Raw genomic sequence first — 19,910 nt, 5'->3', positions numbered from 1 at the left:
GTATTATGATAAAAAAAATTCTTCTTATTACTCCAGAACTAGAATATACAGGAGCTTTAAATAGTTTTAAAAGAATATGTGAAGTATTATTGAATAATAAATATGCTGTAGATATTTGGACCTATAATGAAGGACCTTATATTAGTGAGTTTGATAAATTAGGCGTATATGTTGAAGTTATTTCAGAAGATGATATTGATTCTAAATGGGTGCATGAAAGAATTTCAAAATATTCATTGGTCATAGCAAATACTATAGTAGTATATAAATGTGTTGAGTTGATCCAAAATTTAACTCCTGTTGTTTGGTATATTAGAGAGGCTGAAAATCTTCCTGATTTTTTTTGGAAGCCAGAAAGGAAGTTGGCTTTAGAAAAAGCTAAAAAACTTTATGTGGTTAGTGAGTATGCAAAGGATTTTATAATTCATAATTATAATAAAAATGTAGAGGTTTTACATAATTATGTAGATGATGTTTTTTATGAAAAGCATGACGATTTTTTAAAACAGATAAAGTCAGATAAATTAAAATTTTTAGCTTTAGGGACTATTGAAAAAAGAAAAGGTTATGATGTGTTGTTACAAGCTTTCATTGATCTTCCAGTAGATATAAGGGATCAATGTGAGCTTCATTTTGCTGGAAGATTTTGGGAGGGAGCTAAAGATTTTTTCCCCAAGATTTTATCATTAGCCAAAAAATTTCCAAACATTTTTTATCACGGGGAATTAAGAGATAGAAAAAAAATACACTCTTTGATTTTCCAATGCAATGTTATGGTTGTACCATCTAGAGATGAATCGTGCTCTTTGGTTGCATTGGAAGGTGCGATGATGTCTAAACCATTGATATTAACTGAAAATATTGGAGCTAAATATATTTTAGATGAAAATAGTGGATGGTTGGTTAAAACCGGTAGCGTAGATTCTTTAAAAAATGCTTTTATACAAGCGTATAAAAATAAAAATAAGTTAGATGCAATGGGTGCAAATTCTAGGAATAATTATCTTCAAACATCCACTTATGAAATTTATGAAAAAAATATTTTAAAAATGGTTCGAGATGAAATTTGTAAAAATCAATATTTATATCGTATTAATCAAGAAAATTATGTACTTTTTTCTTTTGATATTTTTGACACTTTAATTTCTAGAAATATAGCTAAACCTAGTGCTGTATTTTTAATAATGAAACAAAAAATGAGAAATATGGATTTTCCTTTAAATTTAGTTAAAAATTTTGATAGAATAAGAGTGGAGGTTGAGCAGTATTATTATCGAAATGTGTGTAAAAATAAATATGAAGATACCAATTTTGATGAAATTTATAATTTATTACAGCAGAATTTTTCTTTAAGTTTTCAACAAAAAGAGGAGTTAATGAAACTCGAAATTAATACTGAAAAAGAGACATTATATCCAATTAAAAAAAATATAGAATTGGTTGAAGAGCTTATTAAAAATGAAAAGAGAGTTGTTTTAATTTCTGATATGTATTTTAGTTCTTCTATTATTAGAACCTTTTTAAATAAATTTTCCCCTATTTTTAATAATATTCCAATATATATGTCATCAGAGTTTAGATTAAAAAAAAATAGCGGGAATTTGTTTAAGGCTATATTAAATTTAGAAAAAGTTGATCCAAAAAAATGGATTCATTGCGGCGATAATTGGGTGGGGGATTATCTTAAGCCCTCAAATTTGGAAATTTCTACAAATTTTTATATTAATCAGTTGCTTCCATATGAAGAATTTGCATTAAACCGTAATTCATTAGATATGGATTTGCAAAAAATAATTGGAATATCTAAAAAGATAAGACTTGAGAATACCTTGACTAACTTGCAAGAGATAGGAGTTTCATTTGGTGCCCCTATGCTATTACCTTATGTTCAGTGGATTTTAAATATTGCTTTAAAAAACTCTATTAGATGTTTATATTTTATAGCAAGAGATGGTTATGTATTGCAAAAAATGACCGATATGTTAATTCAAGCAAAAAAAATTAATATTAAAACAAAATACTTGTATGGTTCTCGAGAGTCTTGGAGAGAGCCTTTTAGAAATAAAGATAAGTTAAAAATACAGCTAATTGATGAGTATTTGGATCAAGAAATTGATAAACAAGAAATTTTTGCTTTTGTTGAGTGCTGTGGCACGGGTGAAACTTTGGATTATATTGTAAAAAGAATTGAAAGTAATCAACAATTTAAAAATATGTTTTTTGGCAGTTTATATTTATATCGTAGTAAATTAAATAAAACTAAAACTCAATCTTTATTTATGCTCCCTTTAAATGAAAATTATACTTATGGTATAGAATTATTTGTTCGTTCGTTACAAGGTCAGGTTTTAGGATATGATAAAAAAGATGGTAGAGTGATTCCTGTTTTTGATTTTTTAGAAGGGGAGGCTTTGCAAAAGTTTAGATATGATGAATATATCGATGGGGTAATGCTTTTTATGGAGTATATAGTAAAAACTGATAATTATGAAAAAATCTTTGACAATATGAATGTAACTATTTTATATCTGAATTATTTAAGCAATAATTATATAGATAAAAAATTTATCGAAATTATGGGAAATGTTCCATTTATTCTTAATGGAGTAAAAGATAGAGTGGGTATTTTCGCTCCTAGGTTAAACAACAAAATAACATTAGATCAAAAAAATTCTTTTTTTAACTGGTCTGTTTTAAGAAGTTGTAAAGATATTAGAGTTAAATATAATATGGATAATGATTGTTATTTTGGCCTTATTGGTGCTGTAGATATTATAAAATCTCATCTTTCTTATAAATTGGGTAAAGTTATACTTTTAAATATTAAAAATCCTTTAAAATGGATAAAGCTGATAGTTTTAATTCCTATTTTAATTTTTTCTCATCATGAGCAAAAAAAAATTTATTTAACTGAAAAAAAAATAAACATAGATTTGAGTTTTTATAAAGATTACAATGAGGCAATTATGGTTAGAAATTTTTTTTCCTATCAGCTTGGAGAGCTTATTTTAAAAACATCTAGAAAATGGAATGTTTTAGCTATAGTGATTTTACCTTATAAGATTGCACAGCTATATAGAAAGAAATTTAAGAAAGGATAATAATGGATAATTCAAAACCTCTCATAATTGCAGGAAGGGATGATGGATTTGGAGAGAGAATGAGAGCATTATTAAATGCTCTTTATATATCTAAAAAATTTGGTTTTAAATTCGGTTTTGTATGGAGAGATATTAATAATATTCAAAATTTATTAGATGGTAAAGTATTGATTCCTTGGGCAAATTTGCCAACTAGAGAGTATTTGTTTGATCAAGATTTTATTAAAAGTTATTATAGACAAGATATAGAATTCGCTTATGAAACACCAGTATTGTGGAGTTTGTATAGACAAAGCATTAAAAATATTTTGAAAAAACCTTACGAAAAAGAATGGGGGTGGTATTCAACTCAAGGTGATCTTAGTGAATATTTTACAGATGTTGACGAGGGCGAATATAGAACAGAGTTGGTTTCATGTTGGAAACAAATAGATTTTTCATCTCATGTTAAAAAAATTTTTGAAAAAGCTCATAGTAAATTTTTAGACATTGGAAAGTTTGTTGCTATACATATTAGAACAGGTGAGGTTATTCATGATGAATTTTATAGAAATATACTATATCATTGTAGATATAAAATCTTTCCATACCCATTTGCTTTAGAGATTGCTCTAAAAGAAATAAAAAAAGGACATCGTGTTATTTTTTTTGGAGATGATCTTAATTTAATACAGAATTTAAAAGAATATTGTTCTTTCAATAAACAAGCTCAAGAAAATATTTTTTCAATAGATGATATCATAGCTTTCGAACAATTAGATAATGGATATGATAGATTACTTTTTGAATTGGTTTTAATGTCTAAATCTGAGTATATATTTGGTTCTGGGACAACAGGATTTTCAAGATGTGCTAGTTGGATAGAAAATAAAATTTTTATCAATATATTTGATCATTTGTCGCTCATTGAACAATATGAGATTATTTTAAAATATATTGATATTGAAAATATTGATGACTTGTATCGATCGTGCAATTATTTTTTCCTTTTTTTACTTTCGGAACAATTGAATTTAAATTTTGATATAAAATTAAGATATTTAAGTAAATCTTTAAGGTATGATTCTGGTAGCTTAAATTCTGAAGTGTTTTATATTAATTTGTTGTTGCAAAATGAAAAATTTAAAGAAGCAGATGATAGGTTGGAGCAAGTAATTTGTAAAAATAAAAAAAAGTTTTTCGACTTATTGCTAGGATATGGCCAAAATCCAACTTTTCCTTACGATATTTATATGAATTATTATTTTAAAGATTTTGATCAGTATAGTAATATTTTCTATGTTGCATGTAGGATTTTTTCTGAATTTAATATTCCAGAATCTAGGGTCAATACTTATTATCCTAATTTTCATCCTATAATATTTGATCAATTTAAAATGTTTATTTTTAAAGATCTTCCTAAAAGCGATCAAGAAATAGGTGCTGTAAAAAAGATTCGTAATCATTTAGCTTATAAACTTGGCGTTGCTGCTATTAAAAATTCTAAATCTTTATGGGGATATATAAGGATGCCATATGTTTTGTCTTACATAAGAGATATGCATAAAGAAAGCCAAAATAAAATGGATAAAAAATCTATTAGTTTAGAATATTATTCTGATTATGAGTCGGCTTTAAAAGAAAAAGAGGGTTTTGTTTATAAATTAGGACAGATTATAATCAAAGCTCATAAAAATTGGCATAAAGGAGGATATATTATGTTGTGGTTTGAGGTTAAAAAATTAAAAAAAGAATTTAAAAAAGGAAAATAATGGCAATAGAATTTGATATACAAGAATCAAAAATTTTAAAAGGAGTGTATATTATAACTCCTAATAAATTTAGAGATTTAAGAGGTGAAATTTGGACAGCTTTTACAGATGAATATTTAAGCAAGTTGGTTCCAGATGGAATTAAATTTAAGCATGACAAATTTATAAATTCCCATTTTAATGTTTTACGTGGAATACACGGAGATGTGAAAACTTACAAACTTGTAACTTGTGTCTATGGAGAAGTGCATCAAGTTGTGGTTGATTGCAGAAAAGATTCCCCAACTTATTTAAAATGGGAGAAATTTATTATAAGTTATAAAAATCAGCAACTTATTTTATTACCACCAAATATGGGAAATTCTCATTATGTGAGTTCAAAGGAAGCAGTGTATTATTATAAACTTGCTTATGAGGGGGAATATATGGATGCACCTGATCAATTTACTTATGCATGGAATGATGAAAGAATTGGTATAGATTGGCCAACAAATACGCCTATTCTTTCCGATCGCGATATTCTTGCAACTAAAAATAAAGGATAAATTATGGAAAAATTATTAAAAGAATTAAATAATAATATTAAACTTAGCAATCAATTGTCCTATCAAATCTTAATGTCAAATATTATTTCGAATTTAGATATTGATAAAAAAGATAAAGAAATTTTACTTTTATTATTACAAGCAAGAGATAGAAATTATATTCGTATAAATAATAATGAACAATGTTATCAAAATATTATAAATTATTTAAATCTCATTCGACCTTTGGAATTGCCTTTGTGTGATTTGTTAAGAATAGGTGGTAATGGAGATGGTGGTTATGTGATGTATAATGGGGGGGGGGATATGAGTGATATTAATGCAAAAGCTCTTTCTTTGGGTGTTTCGGATAGTTCTCCTTGGGATTTAGAAATGGCTCAGAGGGGATTTAAGGTGATAGAATATGATGCTAGTATAGAAAAATGTCCTTATGACCATGAAAATATTGTTTTTCATAAAAAATTTATAGGTAATGTAAATAATGAGAATACAATTACTTTGGTACAAGCTTTAAAAGATAATAATTTAGATGAGAGCAAGCCAAATATTTTGCAATGTGATATTGAAAATTGCGAATGGGATATGCTTGAAAATATTGATATAAGTATTTTAAATAAATATTTCTCACAAGTTATATTTGAATTTCATGGGTGCAATCCTGAGGAGCAAGATGGGGTGGAAAAAAGAATAAGTTTGCTAAAAAAACTTAATGAATATTTTGTTCCAATGCATACACATTTTCACAACCATGGGAAAATTTTTTATTCTCAAGGATTATTTTTTAGTACCACTTTGGAGGTTAGTTATTTAAGAAAAAATTTGATTAATCTTGATATTATGAAATATAGAGATGTCGCAGGGGGATTTAAAAATTTAGATTTTCCTTGGATTTCAAATCCAGAAATTCCAATACGATTTAGAGGTTATTGATGCAAACAAATTCAAAAATATATATAGCGGGGCACAAAGGAACCGCAGGTACAGCATTGGTAGAAAACTTACAAAAAAGAGGATTTAATAATCTTGTTTTAAAAACAAGGCAAGAGCTTGATTTGGTTAATCAGCAAGCGGTTGCTAAATTTTTTAAAGAAGAAAAGCCAGAATATGTTTTTTTGACTGCAGTCTTACCTTGTGGTGCTGCAAATGTCGCTCAAAGGGCTGATTTTATTTATGAAAATTTGATGATTCAAAACAATGTTATTCACAATTCATTTCTTAATAATGTTAAAAAATTGGTATTTTTTGGTTCTGGGTATATGTATCCTGAGAATGCTAAAAACCCATTGAAAGAGGAATATTTATTTCAAGGTGATTTAGAATATGGCGCTTATTCTTTTGGTGCAGCCAAAATAGCTGGAGCTATAATGTGTGAAAGTTATAATATTCAATATGGTACTAATTTCATTACTCTTGTTTTAAATAATCTTTACGGAACTAAAGCAAATTTTGATTTTGGAAAATCAAGAGTCTTACCCGCATTGCTTAGAAAATTTCATTTAGCAAAATTGTTAAGCGAGGGTAATATAACTCAAATCCTTCAAGATTTGAAAATGAATAATTTTGAAGAAGCAAAAGAATATTTGCATAATTTTGGAATTAGTAAAAAAAGTGTAGAAATTTGGGGCACTGGAAAAGTTAGGAGAGAATTTATTCATAGTGACGATCTAGCCGATGTAGCTATCTATACGATGCAAAATATTGATTTTAAAGATCTTATTAAAGATAGAAAAAGTAAAAATACCCATATTAATATAGGGACAGGTATTGACTATTCAATCAAAGAAGTTGCTTTGATGGTAAAAAATATAGTTGGGTTTAGCGGAGAACTAGTTTTCAATACTTCTAGACCGGATAGCACAATGGATAGACTTATGGATTGCTCAAAAATTCATTCTTTAGGTTGGAAGCATAAAATTGAACTTAAAGATGGTATTAAAATGATGTATGAATGGTATAAAACACAAAATTGATTTTCAAAGACGAAAGGAAAAGTATGTCAAAAAAAGTTTTAATTACAGGTGGTGCAGGTTATATAGGTTCGGTTTTAACGCCGATTTTACTTGAAAAAGGTTATGAAGTTTGTGTGATTGATAATTTGATGTTTGATCAAATTTCTCTTTTATCTTGTTTTCATAATAAAAATTTTACTTTTATAAATGGTGATGCTATGGATGAAAATCTTATTAGGCAAGAGGTAGCAAAAGCTGATATTATTATTCCTCTAGCTGCTTTAGTTGGAGCTCCACTTTGTAAAAGAAATCCAAAATTAGCTAAAATGATCAATTATGAAGCCGTAAAAATGATAAGTGATTTTGCAAGTCCTTCTCAAATATTTATTTATCCCAATACAAACAGCGGTTATGGTATAGGAGAAAAAGATGCAATGTGTACTGAAGAATCTCCCTTGCGTCCTATCTCAGAATATGGGATCGATAAAGTGCATGCGGAGCAATATTTGCTCGATAAAGGAAATTGTGTGACTTTTCGTTTAGCTACTGTTTTTGGAATTTCACCTAGAATGAGACTTGATTTACTTGTTAATGATTTTACTTATCGTGCATATAGAGATAAATTTATAGTGCTTTTTGAAGAGCATTTTAGACGCAATTATATTCATGTTCGCGATGTGGTTAAAGGATTTATTCATGGAATTGAGAATTATGATAAGATGAAGGGTCAGGCTTATAACATGGGATTAAGTTCTGCAAATTTGACCAAAAGACAGCTTGCTGAAACAATTAAAAAGTATATTCCTGATTTTTATATCCATTCAGCCAACATAGGTGAAGATCCAGATAAAAGAGATTATTTGGTTTCAAATACTAAATTAGAGGCTACAGGTTGGAAACCAGATAATACTTTAGAAGATGGTATTAAAGAGCTTTTAAGAGCGTTTAAAATGATGAAAGTTAATCGCTTTGCAAATTTTAATTAAAATTAAAGGAGATAAATAATGAAAAAAGAACAATTGGAAGTATTAAAAGAGGCTCTAAATGGCTTGATTTATCAAATTGATAATCATCAGCAAGCTAGGAAACCAATAGCTGATGTAGAAAGGATAATTTCAGAGTTGCAAGTATTAAACCATTGGAATAAGCAAGAAAATGTTTATAATGCATTGCATTTAATTCAGGGTGCTATAGCCGATCCACAAGGGCTTGGTAGATTAAATTTGTTATTAGATAATGCCAGAATTCCAAAACAATATTATGATATTTTTTACAAGATGCTTTATGTCGATAAATATGGGGGGGGGGATGGATATCGTCCAGTATGTATTGATTGTGGTGGACATGCAGGCTTAATTACTGATATTATTTTACATTGTGGCGGGCAAAGTTATATCTTTGAGCCAAATATTTATTTAAATTATTTTTTAAGAAAAAAATATGAAAATAATATAAATGTAAAACTTTTTCAAAAAGCAGTATCGGACAGAAATTATGAAACAGATTTTATTATGTTTGGAAATAGGATACTATCTCAAGGCAATCGTATAGTTGAAAGTGTACAAGACAGTCAGACGGAAAAAACATATAAAGTTCAAGTAATTGATTTATGCGAGTTTATCGAAAATGAAATTTTAACACAACATAAAAGGATTTATTTTCTAAAACTTGATATTGAAGGAATGGAGTTTGAGATAATGAAAAAAATTATTGAAAAAAAAATATATAAAAAAATTGATTATATTGCTTGTGAAACACATGAATATATGTTTGATGATTCAGAGAAAAAGATAGGGGAGTTAAAGCAATTGATTAATAAATGTAATATTCAAAATATTTTACTTGATTGGATATGATAAATAAATTAGGAGATTTATGAAAACCATACGCACACAAACTCCTCTTCGTCTCGGTCTAGCAGGTGGTGGGACTGATATAAATTTATATTGTGATAAATATACAGGTTATGTTTTAAATGCGACTATATCTTTATACATACATTGTACTTTGATCAAAAGAGAAGATGGAAAAATCATTTTTGATTCTCCTGATACAAATTCTTACTGTGAGTACGAAAGTAAAGAATTCTTAGGAAATGATGGAAAATTAGATATTTTTAAAAGTATTTATAATCGCATTGTAAAAGATTTTACAAAAAAACCTTTGAGTTTTTCTTTGCATACCTATTCGGATGTACCAAGTGGTAGTGGCTTGGGCGGAAGCTCAACTTTGGTTGTAGGGGTTATAAAAGCCTTTGCAGAATGGCTTAATCTACCTTTAGGAGAATATGAAATCGCTAAACTTGCTTATGAGATAGAAAGAGAAGATTTAGGCATAGTAGGTGGAGCACAAGATCAATACGCCGCAACTTTTGGTGGTTTTAATTTTATGGAATTTTATAACAATAAAAGAGTCATTGTTAATCCTTTGCGTATTAAAAACTGGATAGCTAGTGAGCTTGAAGCTAGAACTGTGCTTTATTTTACAAATATCACAAGAGAAGCAAAAGATATAGAAGAGCATAAAAAAGGAAAGCTTGGAGATGAAAAATCTTTAGAAGCCATGCACGCGATAAAACAAGATGCTATAAAGATGAAAGAAGCTTTATTTAGAGCCGATTTTGGTACTTTGGCGCAAATTTTAGGAAAATCTTGGCGGTCAAAAAAAATCATTTCAGAAATCGTTAGTAATGATGAGCTTGAAAGAATTTATAAACTTGCTATAGATAACGGAGCCTATAGTGGCAAAACCAGCGGAGCAGGAGCTGGTGGATTTATGTTTTTCTTCGTAGATCCTACTAAAAAATACAACTTAATCAAAGCTTTAAGAAAAGAGCAAGGTTATGTGCAAGATTTTTCATTTACAAAAGAGGGGGTTAAATCATGGAGAATTTAAATTCCTATATAAAAGGACATTTTGCAGATTCTATTTTAGTAAAAGAACAAATTTTAAAAGATGAGAATTTGATAACTCTTATTAAAAATGCTTCATTAGAAGTCATAAAAGCTTATAAAAATGGTAACAAAACTTTATTAGCAGGAAATGGTGGCAGTGCTGCAGATGCACAGCATATTGCAGGGGAATTTGTAAGTAGGTTTTATTTTGATAGACCCGGTATCGCAAGTATTGCACTTACTACAGATACTAGCATATTAACAGCTATTGGTAATGACTATGGTTATGAAAATTTGTTTGCTAGACAAGTGCAAGCTCAAGGTGTTAAGGGAGATGTTTTTATAGGCATTTCAACAAGTGGAAATAGTAAAAATATCTTAAAAGCTTTAGAGTTTTGCAAACAAAAAGAAATCATAAGTATAGGCTTAAGTGGAGCTAGTGGCGGGGCTATGAATGAACTTTGTGATTATTGTATAAAAGTGCCTTCAACTTGCACGCCAAGAATTCAAGAAGCGCATATTTTAATAGGACATATTATTTGTGCTATTGTCGAAGAAGAGCTTTTTGGTAAAGGTTTTTCTTGCAAGCAATAATACTTTGTGGCGGCTTAGGAACAAGACTTAAAAGTATTATAAAAGACATTCCAAAGCCTATGGCACCGATAAATGATAAGCCTTTTTTAGAATTTATTTTTGAGTATCTTAAAAAGCAAGGTATAAAAGAAGTAATTTTAGCAGTATCATACAAATATGAAGTGATAAAAGAGTATTTTAAAGATGAGTTTTTAGGTATAAAAATAAAATACAGCATCGAAAAAGAGCCTCTAGGAACAGGCGGAGCCATAAAAGAGACTTTGAAATTTGTAAAAAATGAAGCTTATGTTTTAAATGGTGATACTTTTTTTGACATAGATTTAAGTAAATTAAAGCTAAATGAAAGTAAAATTTGTCTTGCTTTAAAACAAATGAATGATTTTGATAGATACGGCACAGTAAATGTTGATGAACAAGATCTTGTAATTTCTTTTGAGGAAAAGGTATTTAAAAAGCAAGGTTTAATCAATGGTGGAATTTATCTTTTAACTAAAGATATTTTTAATGATTTTGCTTTGCAGGAAAAATTTTCTTTTGAAGAGTTTTTACAAGAAAATTATAAAAAACTAAAGGCTAGGGCTTGTATTTTTGATGATTATTTTATAGATATTGGTGTGCCTGAGGATTATTATCATTTTCTAATCAATAATTGAATATAATTATTTCTTGTTTTTTTGATTGATTTATTTTAAAGGAAAAACCCATGCTCAACCCAAATTCAGCCATAGAAAGAGTAAAAAACCATTTAGCTTATAAACTAGGTCAAACTGTGATAGAACATAGACATAACGGGGGGGGGTATATAGCATTATTTAAAAAACTCTATAAAATCAAAAAACAACATAAAAAAGAACAAAAAATTTATCAACAAATCATACAAGTCTTTCCCCAACTTAAATACCCAAGTTTAGAAACATGTTCTGATTATAATGAAGCTTTAAGATGTAAATTCCATTTATCTTACATGATAGGTGAAGTTTTAATTAAGGCTTATCAGAATTGGTATAAAGGAGGTGGATTTAAATTAAAAAATAATATTAAAAAAGCAAATAAAGAATTTCAAATTTTTAGAGAAATTCTAAAAGAATTTAAAGAATTAAATGGTGAAACTTTAAAAGCTATTCAAGATAATAAACAATTATTCCTAAAAGAATTTCCAAGAATAAAAAATATCTTAAAAACACATCAAGATTATCAACCTATACTAGATAATATCTTTCACAACTTTAATTATTTTATAAAAAATTTCGATCTTATAGAAGAATGGTTATTATCAGATGATTTCAAAGAAAAATATAAAAAAGAAAACCATCCTTATCCTTCATTACTTGATCCTAAAAAACTTAATGATGAAAATGAAAAAATCAATTATCATAACATACCTGCTGAACTTGCTTGGAAGATGAATTTGCCTTTACCACCCAATTATGAGTTTGTTGGATTTTTTTTGCATACAAGTGGAGAAAAAGCTATGGAGAGATTTTTAAAAGAAGTTGGTGTTGTGCTTATTGGTGCATTTGGATATGAGGATGGTAAGCGTTATATTAGTATTTTTAATTTTTTGATTAGTGAAGCTTGTGCATGCAATGATTTAAAATTTGCCATAGGTATACTCGATGTGAATTGTCAAAAGTATGATAAATTTTGTTTTTTGTTGCAAAATAAACCTGTATTGATTTTGCTTAGAGATCCTATTGATTCTTTGAAATCTTTTATTAATGTTAGACATCAGAAAAATGGATTTAATGAAATTCTTAAAATAGATATTAACAATACTGATTTTGATAAAATTAATGATAGAATAGTTTATGTTCACGAATCAAATGGTTGTTTTAATCCAGATACAAATCAAAAATTTCCATCTCTTGAAAGTATCAAAGCTCTTTCAGATACTAATCATTGGATGTTAATGTATAATATTAGAAGAAATAAGACTATAGAATTTTTTAGATTTAATAAAATTATTTATATTGATATGATGGATATAGTTGGAGACAAGACTTTATTTACATTAGAGAAATTATCAAAAATACTGAATTTTTCTTCCCCAGATAAAAATAATAAAATATTTTATCAGCAATTATATTCACCATTAACAGTATTATTACCTTGTATTATAAAAGTAAATAATAAGGTCAAAATTTTTGTTTCAAATAGATTTTCTGTAAAAAACATACAAATTATGGAAAATTGCATAGATATCACTGATAAGTTTAAAGAAATTTTTCATGAAAACTTGATTATTTTTTGTTCAAAAGATCATTTTGATAGTTTGATAAATAATCAAACTCTTTATAATGTTGTTTTAGAATATATTAATAAATTTTTAATTTCTTTAAAAAAAAGGATTAATGTTGAAAAAAATAAAGAAGTGAAAGTAGACGATGTATTGGATTATTTTAAAAAGAATATAAGTGTAGCAAAATCTTATAAGGATATTTTAGATGAGGAATTGGTTTACATCAAGCAACATCGTCCAGATATAGTAGCTTCTTGGAAATACTACCAAGAATTTGAAAGAATGTGTAAAGAGTTAGATGAGAATAATCAAAACCCATCTTTATCATTTTCTAATCAATAATTGAATATAATTATTTCTTGTTTTTTTGATTGATTTATTTTAAAGGAAAAACCCATGCTCAACCCAAATTCAGCCATAGAAAGAGTAAAAAACCATTTAGCTTATAAACTAGGTCAAACTGTGATAGAACATAGACATAACGGGGGGGGGTATATAGCATTATTTAAAAAACTCTATAAAATCAAAAAACAACATAAAAAAGAACAAAAAATTTATCAACAAATCATACAAGTCTTTCCCCAACTTAAATACCCAAGTTTAGAAACATGTTCTGATTATAATGAAGCTTTAAGATGTAAATTCCATTTATCTTACATGATAGGTGAAGTTTTAATTAAGGCTTATCAGAATTGGTATAAAGGAGGTGGATTTAAATTAAAAAATAATATTAAAAAAGCAAATAAAGAATTTCAAATTTTTAGAGAAATTCTAAAAGAATTTAAAGAATTAAATGGTGAAACTTTAAAAGCTATTCAAGATAATAAACAATTATTCCTAAAAGAATTTCCAAGAATAAAAAATATCTTAAAAACACATCAAGATTATCAACCTATACTAGATAATATCTTTCACAACTTTAATTATTTTATAAAAAATTTCGATCTTATAGAAGAATGGTTATTATCAGATGATTTCAAAGAAAAATATAAAAAAGAAAACCATCCTTATCCTTCATTACTTGATCCTAAAAAACTTAATGATGAAAATGAAAAAATCAATTATCATAACATACCTGCTGAACTTGCTTGGAAGATGAATTTGCCTTTACCACCCAATTATGAGTTTATGTGGTTTTTTAGCCATGGTGCTGGCGCGTTTACTTTAGGTCAATTTTTTTATCATTTGTTTAAAATTAATATATTGGATTATTTTTGTGGAGGAGACGGGGATATCCGTTATTATAAATTTTATAATAAATTGTTAGAATTAAAAGATAAAAGAAATATTATTACTATAAATGATATAGACCCATCATGGTATGGCAATCAGCATAAAAGAGATAAATTATTTTCATCTTTTCAAAAAATAACTCCTATTCTATTTCAGATAAGGGATCCTATAGAATTGATTAAACATGCTTATGGTAGAAAATGGGGAAATAATTTAGCCAAAACAAAAGAATTTGATTTGAGTTATCAATTTAATGATATCATAACGGAAGTAGAAGTATATAATTATAATTTGCCTAATACTTTGGAAGGACAAAGGCCGCAATCGTTTTTATGGAAATCTTTAATCGAATGTTTTGATAAATTTAATGATTGTTTTTATTTAGATATCTCAAAGATAAGAGGTGAAGAAACTATTCACACATTAAATTATCTATCAAATAAATTTAATTTGAAACAAATTAAGATTAACGATAAAGAGTTTGTAACAAAAAGTTACTTTAAAGGAAATTTATATTTTCTATTGCCTTTGACTTTGTATTTAAATAAAGAAGACTTAAATACAAATATTCCGAATAAAAAGATTAATAAAAACAATAGTTTGATAATTAATATTAATTTTTTTCAAAATGATAATAACTTATTTAATTTATATTCTGAGCTTAGTATTTTAGATATGGATAGTTCAGTGGGTTTTTATATTGATAAGCAAGATTATAATAAATTAAAAAATGATAGTATTTTTTATAAGCAAGTAATAGATTATCTTCGGAATTTTGCTTATGAATTAAAAAATAGAATTCAAATAGAAGAAGATTTGATGCTTAAAGTTGAAGATGTTTTGAGACATTTATATAATAATAAAAATGCTAGAGTAAGTGCTAAAAATATCTTGGATGAAGAATTGGTTTATATTAAACAACATCGTCCAGATATAGTAGCTTCTTGGAAATATTACCAAGAATTTGAAAAAATGTGCAAGGAGTTGGATGGTGATATTTAGGAGAAAGATTTGTAAATTAATAAAAAAAAGATATAATTATGTTTTAATTTAGAAAAAGGAATGAATATGAAACAAGGGGATTTTACAAAAGTTGCAAAACATTATCACAATAGACCTGCTTATAGTCCGTTTTTACTTGAAAAACTTGTAGCTTGTATCAATGATAAAAATAAAAATTTAAAAGATTTAAATATTGTTGAAGTAGGAGCTGGAACTGGAAAACTTACTAAGATGTTGGGAGAAATGTTTGGATGCCAAATTAGTGCTGTGGAACCAAACGATAATATGCGTGAAGAAGGGCAAAAATTTACACAAAATTTATCAAATATTTCTTGGCATAAAGGGAGTGGCGAAGAAACCTGCATGAGCAATAATCAAGCTGATTGGGTCATCATGGCTAGTTCTTTCCATTGGACAGATCCTAAAAAATCTCTCCCAGAATTTAATCGTATATTGACAGGGGGGGGGTATTTTACTGCGATTTGGAATCCTCGCCACATTGTAGAGGGTTCGGTTTTTGATGAAATTGAAAAGGAGATTAAACATATTGTTCCAGATCTTGCTCGTGTAAGCAGTGGCACTCAAAATGTTAAAAAATGGGAAGAAATTCTTGTTTCAACAGGAGATTTCATAGACTGCTTTTTTATGGAGTGTGACTATAAAGAGTTTTGGGATAAAGAGCGTTATCTTGGAGCTTGGCATTCTGTAAATGATATACAAGCACAAGCAGGTGAAAAAAGATGGAAGGAAATTTTAGAGATGATAGAAGCTAAAATTTCTCATATGCAAAGTATAGAGATTCCTTATAAAATAAGAGCATGGACAGCTAGAAAAGCATAAAATACCTCCTTTTTTTCATCAAGCTTGTCAAAGATGAAAAAAAGGAAATAAAATGCAAAAACTAGTAGAACAAGTGTGGGATTATACCAAGCATGCTAAATTTTATAGCTATAGACCAAATTATGCTCCAAAAACTATAGATATGCTTATTAGCTTAGTTGGAAAAAAAGATATTAAAGTCGCTGATATCGGTGCAGGAACTGGAAATTTAAGCATTATGCTTTTAGAAAGAGGATGTAAGGTAGTATCTGTAGAACCAAATGATGCGATGCGTGAGATCGGGATAGAAAGAACCAAGGATCAAAAGATTGACTGGGTTAGAGCAACAGGCTTAAACTCAACACTCCAAAATAGTGAATTTGATTGGGTGACTTTTGGTAGTAGTTTTAATGTAATGGATAGAAATGAAGCCTTAGAGGAAGCGCATCGCTTATTAAAATCAGAGGGATATTTTTCTTGTATGTGGAATCACAGGGATTTAAACGATCCTGTGCAAAAAATAGCTGAAGATACTATTGTAGAATTTGTACCAAATTATACAAGGGGAACAAGAAGAGAAGATCAAAGACCAATTATAGAGAGTCGAAAGGATCTTTTTGATAATATTGTTTATATTGAAGAGGATTTTTATTTTCATCAAAGCATTGAAAATTATATTAATGCATGGAAGAGTGTTAAAAATCCTTACTGGGATTTGGAGACTGATGAAGGAAATGAACTTTTTAATAAAATTAGTAATAAAATTTCACAAAGACTTCCTAAGGAATTTAGCATAAAATATACCACTCGTTGTTGGAGTGCTAAAAAAATATAAAACTAAGGAAAAACATGGCGGAGTTAAAATTTAAAACCAAAGCACAAAATTTAAAAAATTTACAAACAAAATTAAAAAAAGCAAAAGTTCTACCTTTGGTTTTAACTTCGCTTGAAGAATTAATATCAAATGAAGATAAAGTTTTACAGGACATTCAAACCTTAAAGGCTAATAGACTCATTATAAGAAGTTCTTCTTTAAGTGAAGATAGCATGAAAAACTCCAATGCAGGTGCTTTTCTTTCTTTGGCAAATATTAAAGCTGATTCTAAAGATGAGTTATTAAAAGCTTTATATGAAGTTGCCAATTCTATGCCATCAAAAAGTGATGAAATTTTAGTTCAACCTATGCTTGAAAACATTACTCTTTGTGGAGTTGGTTTTAGTGTTGATAAGGATAATTTTTCCCCTTATTTTTGTCTTCAATATGATGAAAATGGTTCAAATAGCTCTATTACAGATGGAAGCAGTAAGAGTGCAAAAACTTACTATCATTACAGAAATTATTTAGAATTTAAAGATATTAGACTTCAAAAAATTATAGAACTTATAAAAGAATTAGAAGTTTTATATGATTGTCATTTTTTAGATGTTGAATTTGCATTTGCTATTCAAGATGATAAGGAAGAACTTTTTTGCTTACAAGTGCGTCCTTTGGTTATGCATGAAAAAAATAATTTATTTCATTCTTTACCAAAAGAAGCTTTATATAGATTTTATAAACGTTTTGAGTCTTTAAAAGAATCAAGATCTAGAGTTTTGGGAGATAAAGCTATTTTTGGGGTAATGCCTGATTGGAATCCAGCTGAAATCATAGGGTTAAGACCTAAGCGTTTAGCTTTTAGTTTATATAAAGAAATCATTACGGATAATATCTGGGCGTATCAAAGAGATAATTATGGTTATAGAGATCTAAGATCCCATCCTTTAATCCATTCTTTTTTAGGCATTCCTTATGTGGATGTAAGATTATCTTTTAATTCTTTTATACCAAAAAAATTAGATGAAAATATTGCACAAAAACTTGTCAATTTTTACTTAGATAAGCTTAATAAAAATCATGAATTGCACGATAAGATTGAATTTAATATTGTTTATTCTTGTTATGACTTTAATAGTTCTAAAAAATTAGAAGAACTTTTAAATCATGGTTTTAATGAAAATGAAATCAAAAGATTAGAATTTTCATTATTAGAACTTACAAATAAGATTATTAATCCTAGATCAGGGTTTTATTTAAAAGACATACAAAAAGCTTATAAGCTAAAAGAAAGATATGATGGCATTATTAATTCTAATTTTTCTTTAATTGATAAAATTTATTGGCTTATTGAAGAATGCAAGCGTTATGGAACCTTGCCTTTTGCTGGGGTGGCTAGGGCTGCATTTGTAGCAATGCAACTTTTAAATTCTTTAGTTGAGATTGATTTTATAACCAAAGAGGAAAAAGATGATTTTTTAAATTCACTCAATACAGTGAGCAAAAATTTAAGCAAACAAACAAACCATCTTAATTTTCACAACAAAGATCAATTTTTAAAAGATTTTGGACATTTAAGAGCAGGAACTTATAATATTTTATCGCCAAGGTATGATGAAGATTTTGAGCTTTATTTTGATGCAGATCAAAAAGATAGTAAAGTTTATTTACAAGATAAAGCTTTTGTTTTTTCAGAAGAAAAGACAAGAGCTTTAAATGCTTTACTTAAAGAACATGGACTAGAAATTAATGCTTGTGAATTTTTTGATTTTTTAAAACAGGCTATCGAGGGTAGAGAGCTCGTTAAATTTGAATTTACTAGATTGCTTTCTAAAGCCATAGTTTATATAGAAGAATTAGGCAAATATTATGATATTGAAAAAGAAGATTTGGCTCATCTTGATATAAAAAGCATTTTAAATCTTTATTCTAGTCTTTATTCTATAAATCCAAAAGAGCAGTTTATAGAAGAAATTAATCGCAATAAAAAAGAATATGAACTTACACAAGCTATAAAACTTCCTTCTTTACTTTGTAATGCTGATGAAATTTTTTCTTTTTATAATCATAACATTATTCCAAATTTTATTACACAAAAGAGCATTACTGCATTTACGGCGAAGGAAAATGATAAAGATTTAGAAGGAAAGATTGTTTTAATTTATGCAGCAGATCCTGGATATGATTATTTATTTACAAAAAATATAGCAGGACTTATTACATGTTATGGGGGTGCTAATTCACATATGGCCATTCGTGCCTCAGAACTTGGAATGCCTGCTGTTATAGGAGTTGGAGAAGAAAATTTTGAAAAATATTTAAAAGCTAAAAAAATAAATATAGAATGTGAAAGTGAGCAAATATTTTGTTTATAGGTATTACTCAAAGGCTTATTTGCAACGATAGTTATCATGAAAAAAGAGAATGTTTGGCTTTGGATTGGGGAAAATTATTTAATAAAGATTTATTTAAAAATTTTACTCCTCTTCCTCTTAGCTATGAAATAGATTTTTCTTATTATAAACATCTAATAAAAGCTGTGATATTAAGTGGTGGCAATGATTTAAGTTTTTATAGTCCTAATGTTTTATCCAAAAAGAGAGATTTATATGAAAAGCAAGTTATAGAAATTTGTTTAGAAGAAAAAATACCACTTTTAGGAATTTGCAGAGGGGCTCAGATGATAGCTCATTATTTTAACAGCCATATAAGTCCTTGTGAAAATCATATAGGCAAACATGAAGTATTTTTCTCAAAAGAAAAATTTATAAGCAATTCTTTTCATAATTTTGCTATTGAAAAATTAGGCGAAGATCTTGTAGAACTTTGCTTAGCAAAAGATAATACCATAGAAGCTTTTAAACATAAGTATGAAAATATTTTTGGTATAATGTGGCATATTGAAAGAGAAAATGGACTTAATAATATTCAAATTTTAAAAGAGTGGTTTAGTTTAATCAAGGAATAAT

Annotated in this window: 16 protein-coding genes; all 16 read left to right on the top strand. The window is 27.7% G+C overall.

Annotated elements, in window-relative coordinates; translation table 11 throughout:
• Positions 1-5: 5 nt before the first annotated feature.
• The gene (locus FBE87_RS07295; RefSeq protein ID WP_002852392.1) at positions 6-3,101 is read left to right on the top strand and encodes an HAD-IA family hydrolase; all 3,096 of its coding nucleotides are present in this window, start codon (positions 6-8) and stop codon (positions 3,099-3,101) included.
• Positions 3,102-3,103: 2 nt separating this feature from the next.
• On the top strand, positions 3,104-4,852 hold the full coding sequence (locus FBE87_RS07290) for a capsule biosynthesis protein CapA (RefSeq protein WP_002858440.1): 1,749 nt from the start codon (positions 3,104-3,106) through the stop codon (positions 4,850-4,852).
• Positions 4,852-5,397, top strand: a complete 546-nt coding sequence (locus FBE87_RS07285) for a dTDP-4-dehydrorhamnose 3,5-epimerase family protein (protein ID WP_002858190.1) — start codon at positions 4,852-4,854, stop codon at positions 5,395-5,397. Before FBE87_RS07290 ends, FBE87_RS07285 begins: the two co-directional genes overlap by 1 nt.
• 3 nt (positions 5,398-5,400) lie before the next feature.
• Positions 5,401-6,327: a hypothetical protein gene (locus tag FBE87_RS07280; protein ID WP_002852387.1), complete on the top strand. Its 927-nt coding sequence runs from the start codon at positions 5,401-5,403 to the stop codon at positions 6,325-6,327.
• Positions 6,327-7,367, top strand: a complete 1,041-nt coding sequence (locus tag FBE87_RS07275) for a GDP-L-fucose synthase (protein WP_002864205.1) — start codon at positions 6,327-6,329, stop codon at positions 7,365-7,367. Before FBE87_RS07280 ends, FBE87_RS07275 begins: the two co-directional genes overlap by 1 nt.
• A gap of 23 nt (positions 7,368-7,390) precedes the next feature.
• Positions 7,391-8,332: an NAD-dependent epimerase/dehydratase gene (locus FBE87_RS07270; RefSeq protein WP_002858299.1), complete on the top strand. Its 942-nt coding sequence runs from the start codon at positions 7,391-7,393 to the stop codon at positions 8,330-8,332.
• 18 nt (positions 8,333-8,350) lie between these two features.
• The gene (locus tag FBE87_RS07265; RefSeq protein ID WP_002857889.1) at positions 8,351-9,202 is read left to right on the top strand and encodes an FkbM family methyltransferase; all 852 of its coding nucleotides are present in this window, start codon (positions 8,351-8,353) and stop codon (positions 9,200-9,202) included.
• A 19-nt stretch (positions 9,203-9,221) separates the two neighbouring features.
• The gene (gene hddA, locus FBE87_RS07260; protein ID WP_002858413.1) at positions 9,222-10,241 is read left to right on the top strand and encodes a D-glycero-D-manno-heptose 7-phosphate kinase; all 1,020 of its coding nucleotides are present in this window, start codon (positions 9,222-9,224) and stop codon (positions 10,239-10,241) included.
• Positions 10,229-10,834, top strand: a complete 606-nt coding sequence (gene gmhA2, locus FBE87_RS07255) for a D-sedoheptulose 7-phosphate isomerase (RefSeq protein WP_002857991.1) — start codon at positions 10,229-10,231, stop codon at positions 10,832-10,834. Before hddA ends, gmhA2 begins: the two co-directional genes overlap by 13 nt.
• Positions 10,822-11,487: a D-glycero-D-manno-heptose 1-phosphate guanosyltransferase gene (gene hddC / locus FBE87_RS07250; RefSeq protein WP_002857908.1), complete on the top strand. Its 666-nt coding sequence runs from the start codon at positions 10,822-10,824 to the stop codon at positions 11,485-11,487. The genes gmhA2 and hddC overlap by 13 nt, the downstream gene beginning before the upstream one ends.
• A gap of 50 nt (positions 11,488-11,537) precedes the next feature.
• Positions 11,538-13,415, top strand: a complete 1,878-nt coding sequence (locus tag FBE87_RS07245) for a DUF2972 domain-containing protein (RefSeq protein ID WP_002858405.1) — start codon at positions 11,538-11,540, stop codon at positions 13,413-13,415.
• Positions 13,416-13,469: 54 nt separating this feature from the next.
• Positions 13,470-15,308 (top strand): DUF2972 domain-containing protein, encoded by a 1,839-nt coding sequence (locus tag FBE87_RS07240; RefSeq protein ID WP_002858443.1) that lies wholly within the window; start codon positions 13,470-13,472, stop codon positions 15,306-15,308.
• Between the two features lie 66 nt (positions 15,309-15,374).
• Positions 15,375-16,148, top strand: a complete 774-nt coding sequence (locus tag FBE87_RS07235; protein WP_002857879.1) for a class I SAM-dependent methyltransferase — start codon at positions 15,375-15,377, stop codon at positions 16,146-16,148.
• Between the two features lie 52 nt (positions 16,149-16,200).
• Positions 16,201-16,962, top strand: coding sequence for a class I SAM-dependent methyltransferase (locus FBE87_RS07230; RefSeq protein WP_002857976.1), 762 nt, complete (start codon positions 16,201-16,203; stop codon positions 16,960-16,962).
• A 14-nt stretch (positions 16,963-16,976) separates the two neighbouring features.
• Positions 16,977-19,316, top strand: a complete 2,340-nt coding sequence (locus FBE87_RS07225; protein ID WP_168977241.1) for a PEP-utilizing enzyme — start codon at positions 16,977-16,979, stop codon at positions 19,314-19,316.
• A complete protein-coding gene (locus FBE87_RS07220) occupies positions 19,307-19,909 on the top strand; it encodes a gamma-glutamyl-CDP-amidate hydrolase (protein ID WP_002858074.1) in 603 nt (200 codons plus the stop codon). Before FBE87_RS07225 ends, FBE87_RS07220 begins: the two co-directional genes overlap by 10 nt.
• Position 19,910 lies beyond the last annotated feature (1 nt).

The organism is Campylobacter sp. CFSAN093246, assembly GCF_012889415.1.
GTDB lineage: Bacteria > Campylobacterota > Campylobacteria > Campylobacterales > Campylobacteraceae > Campylobacter_D > Campylobacter_D jejuni.
The sequence above is the reverse complement of the archived record's forward strand: the minus strand, read 5'-3'. Positions and strand labels throughout refer to the sequence as shown.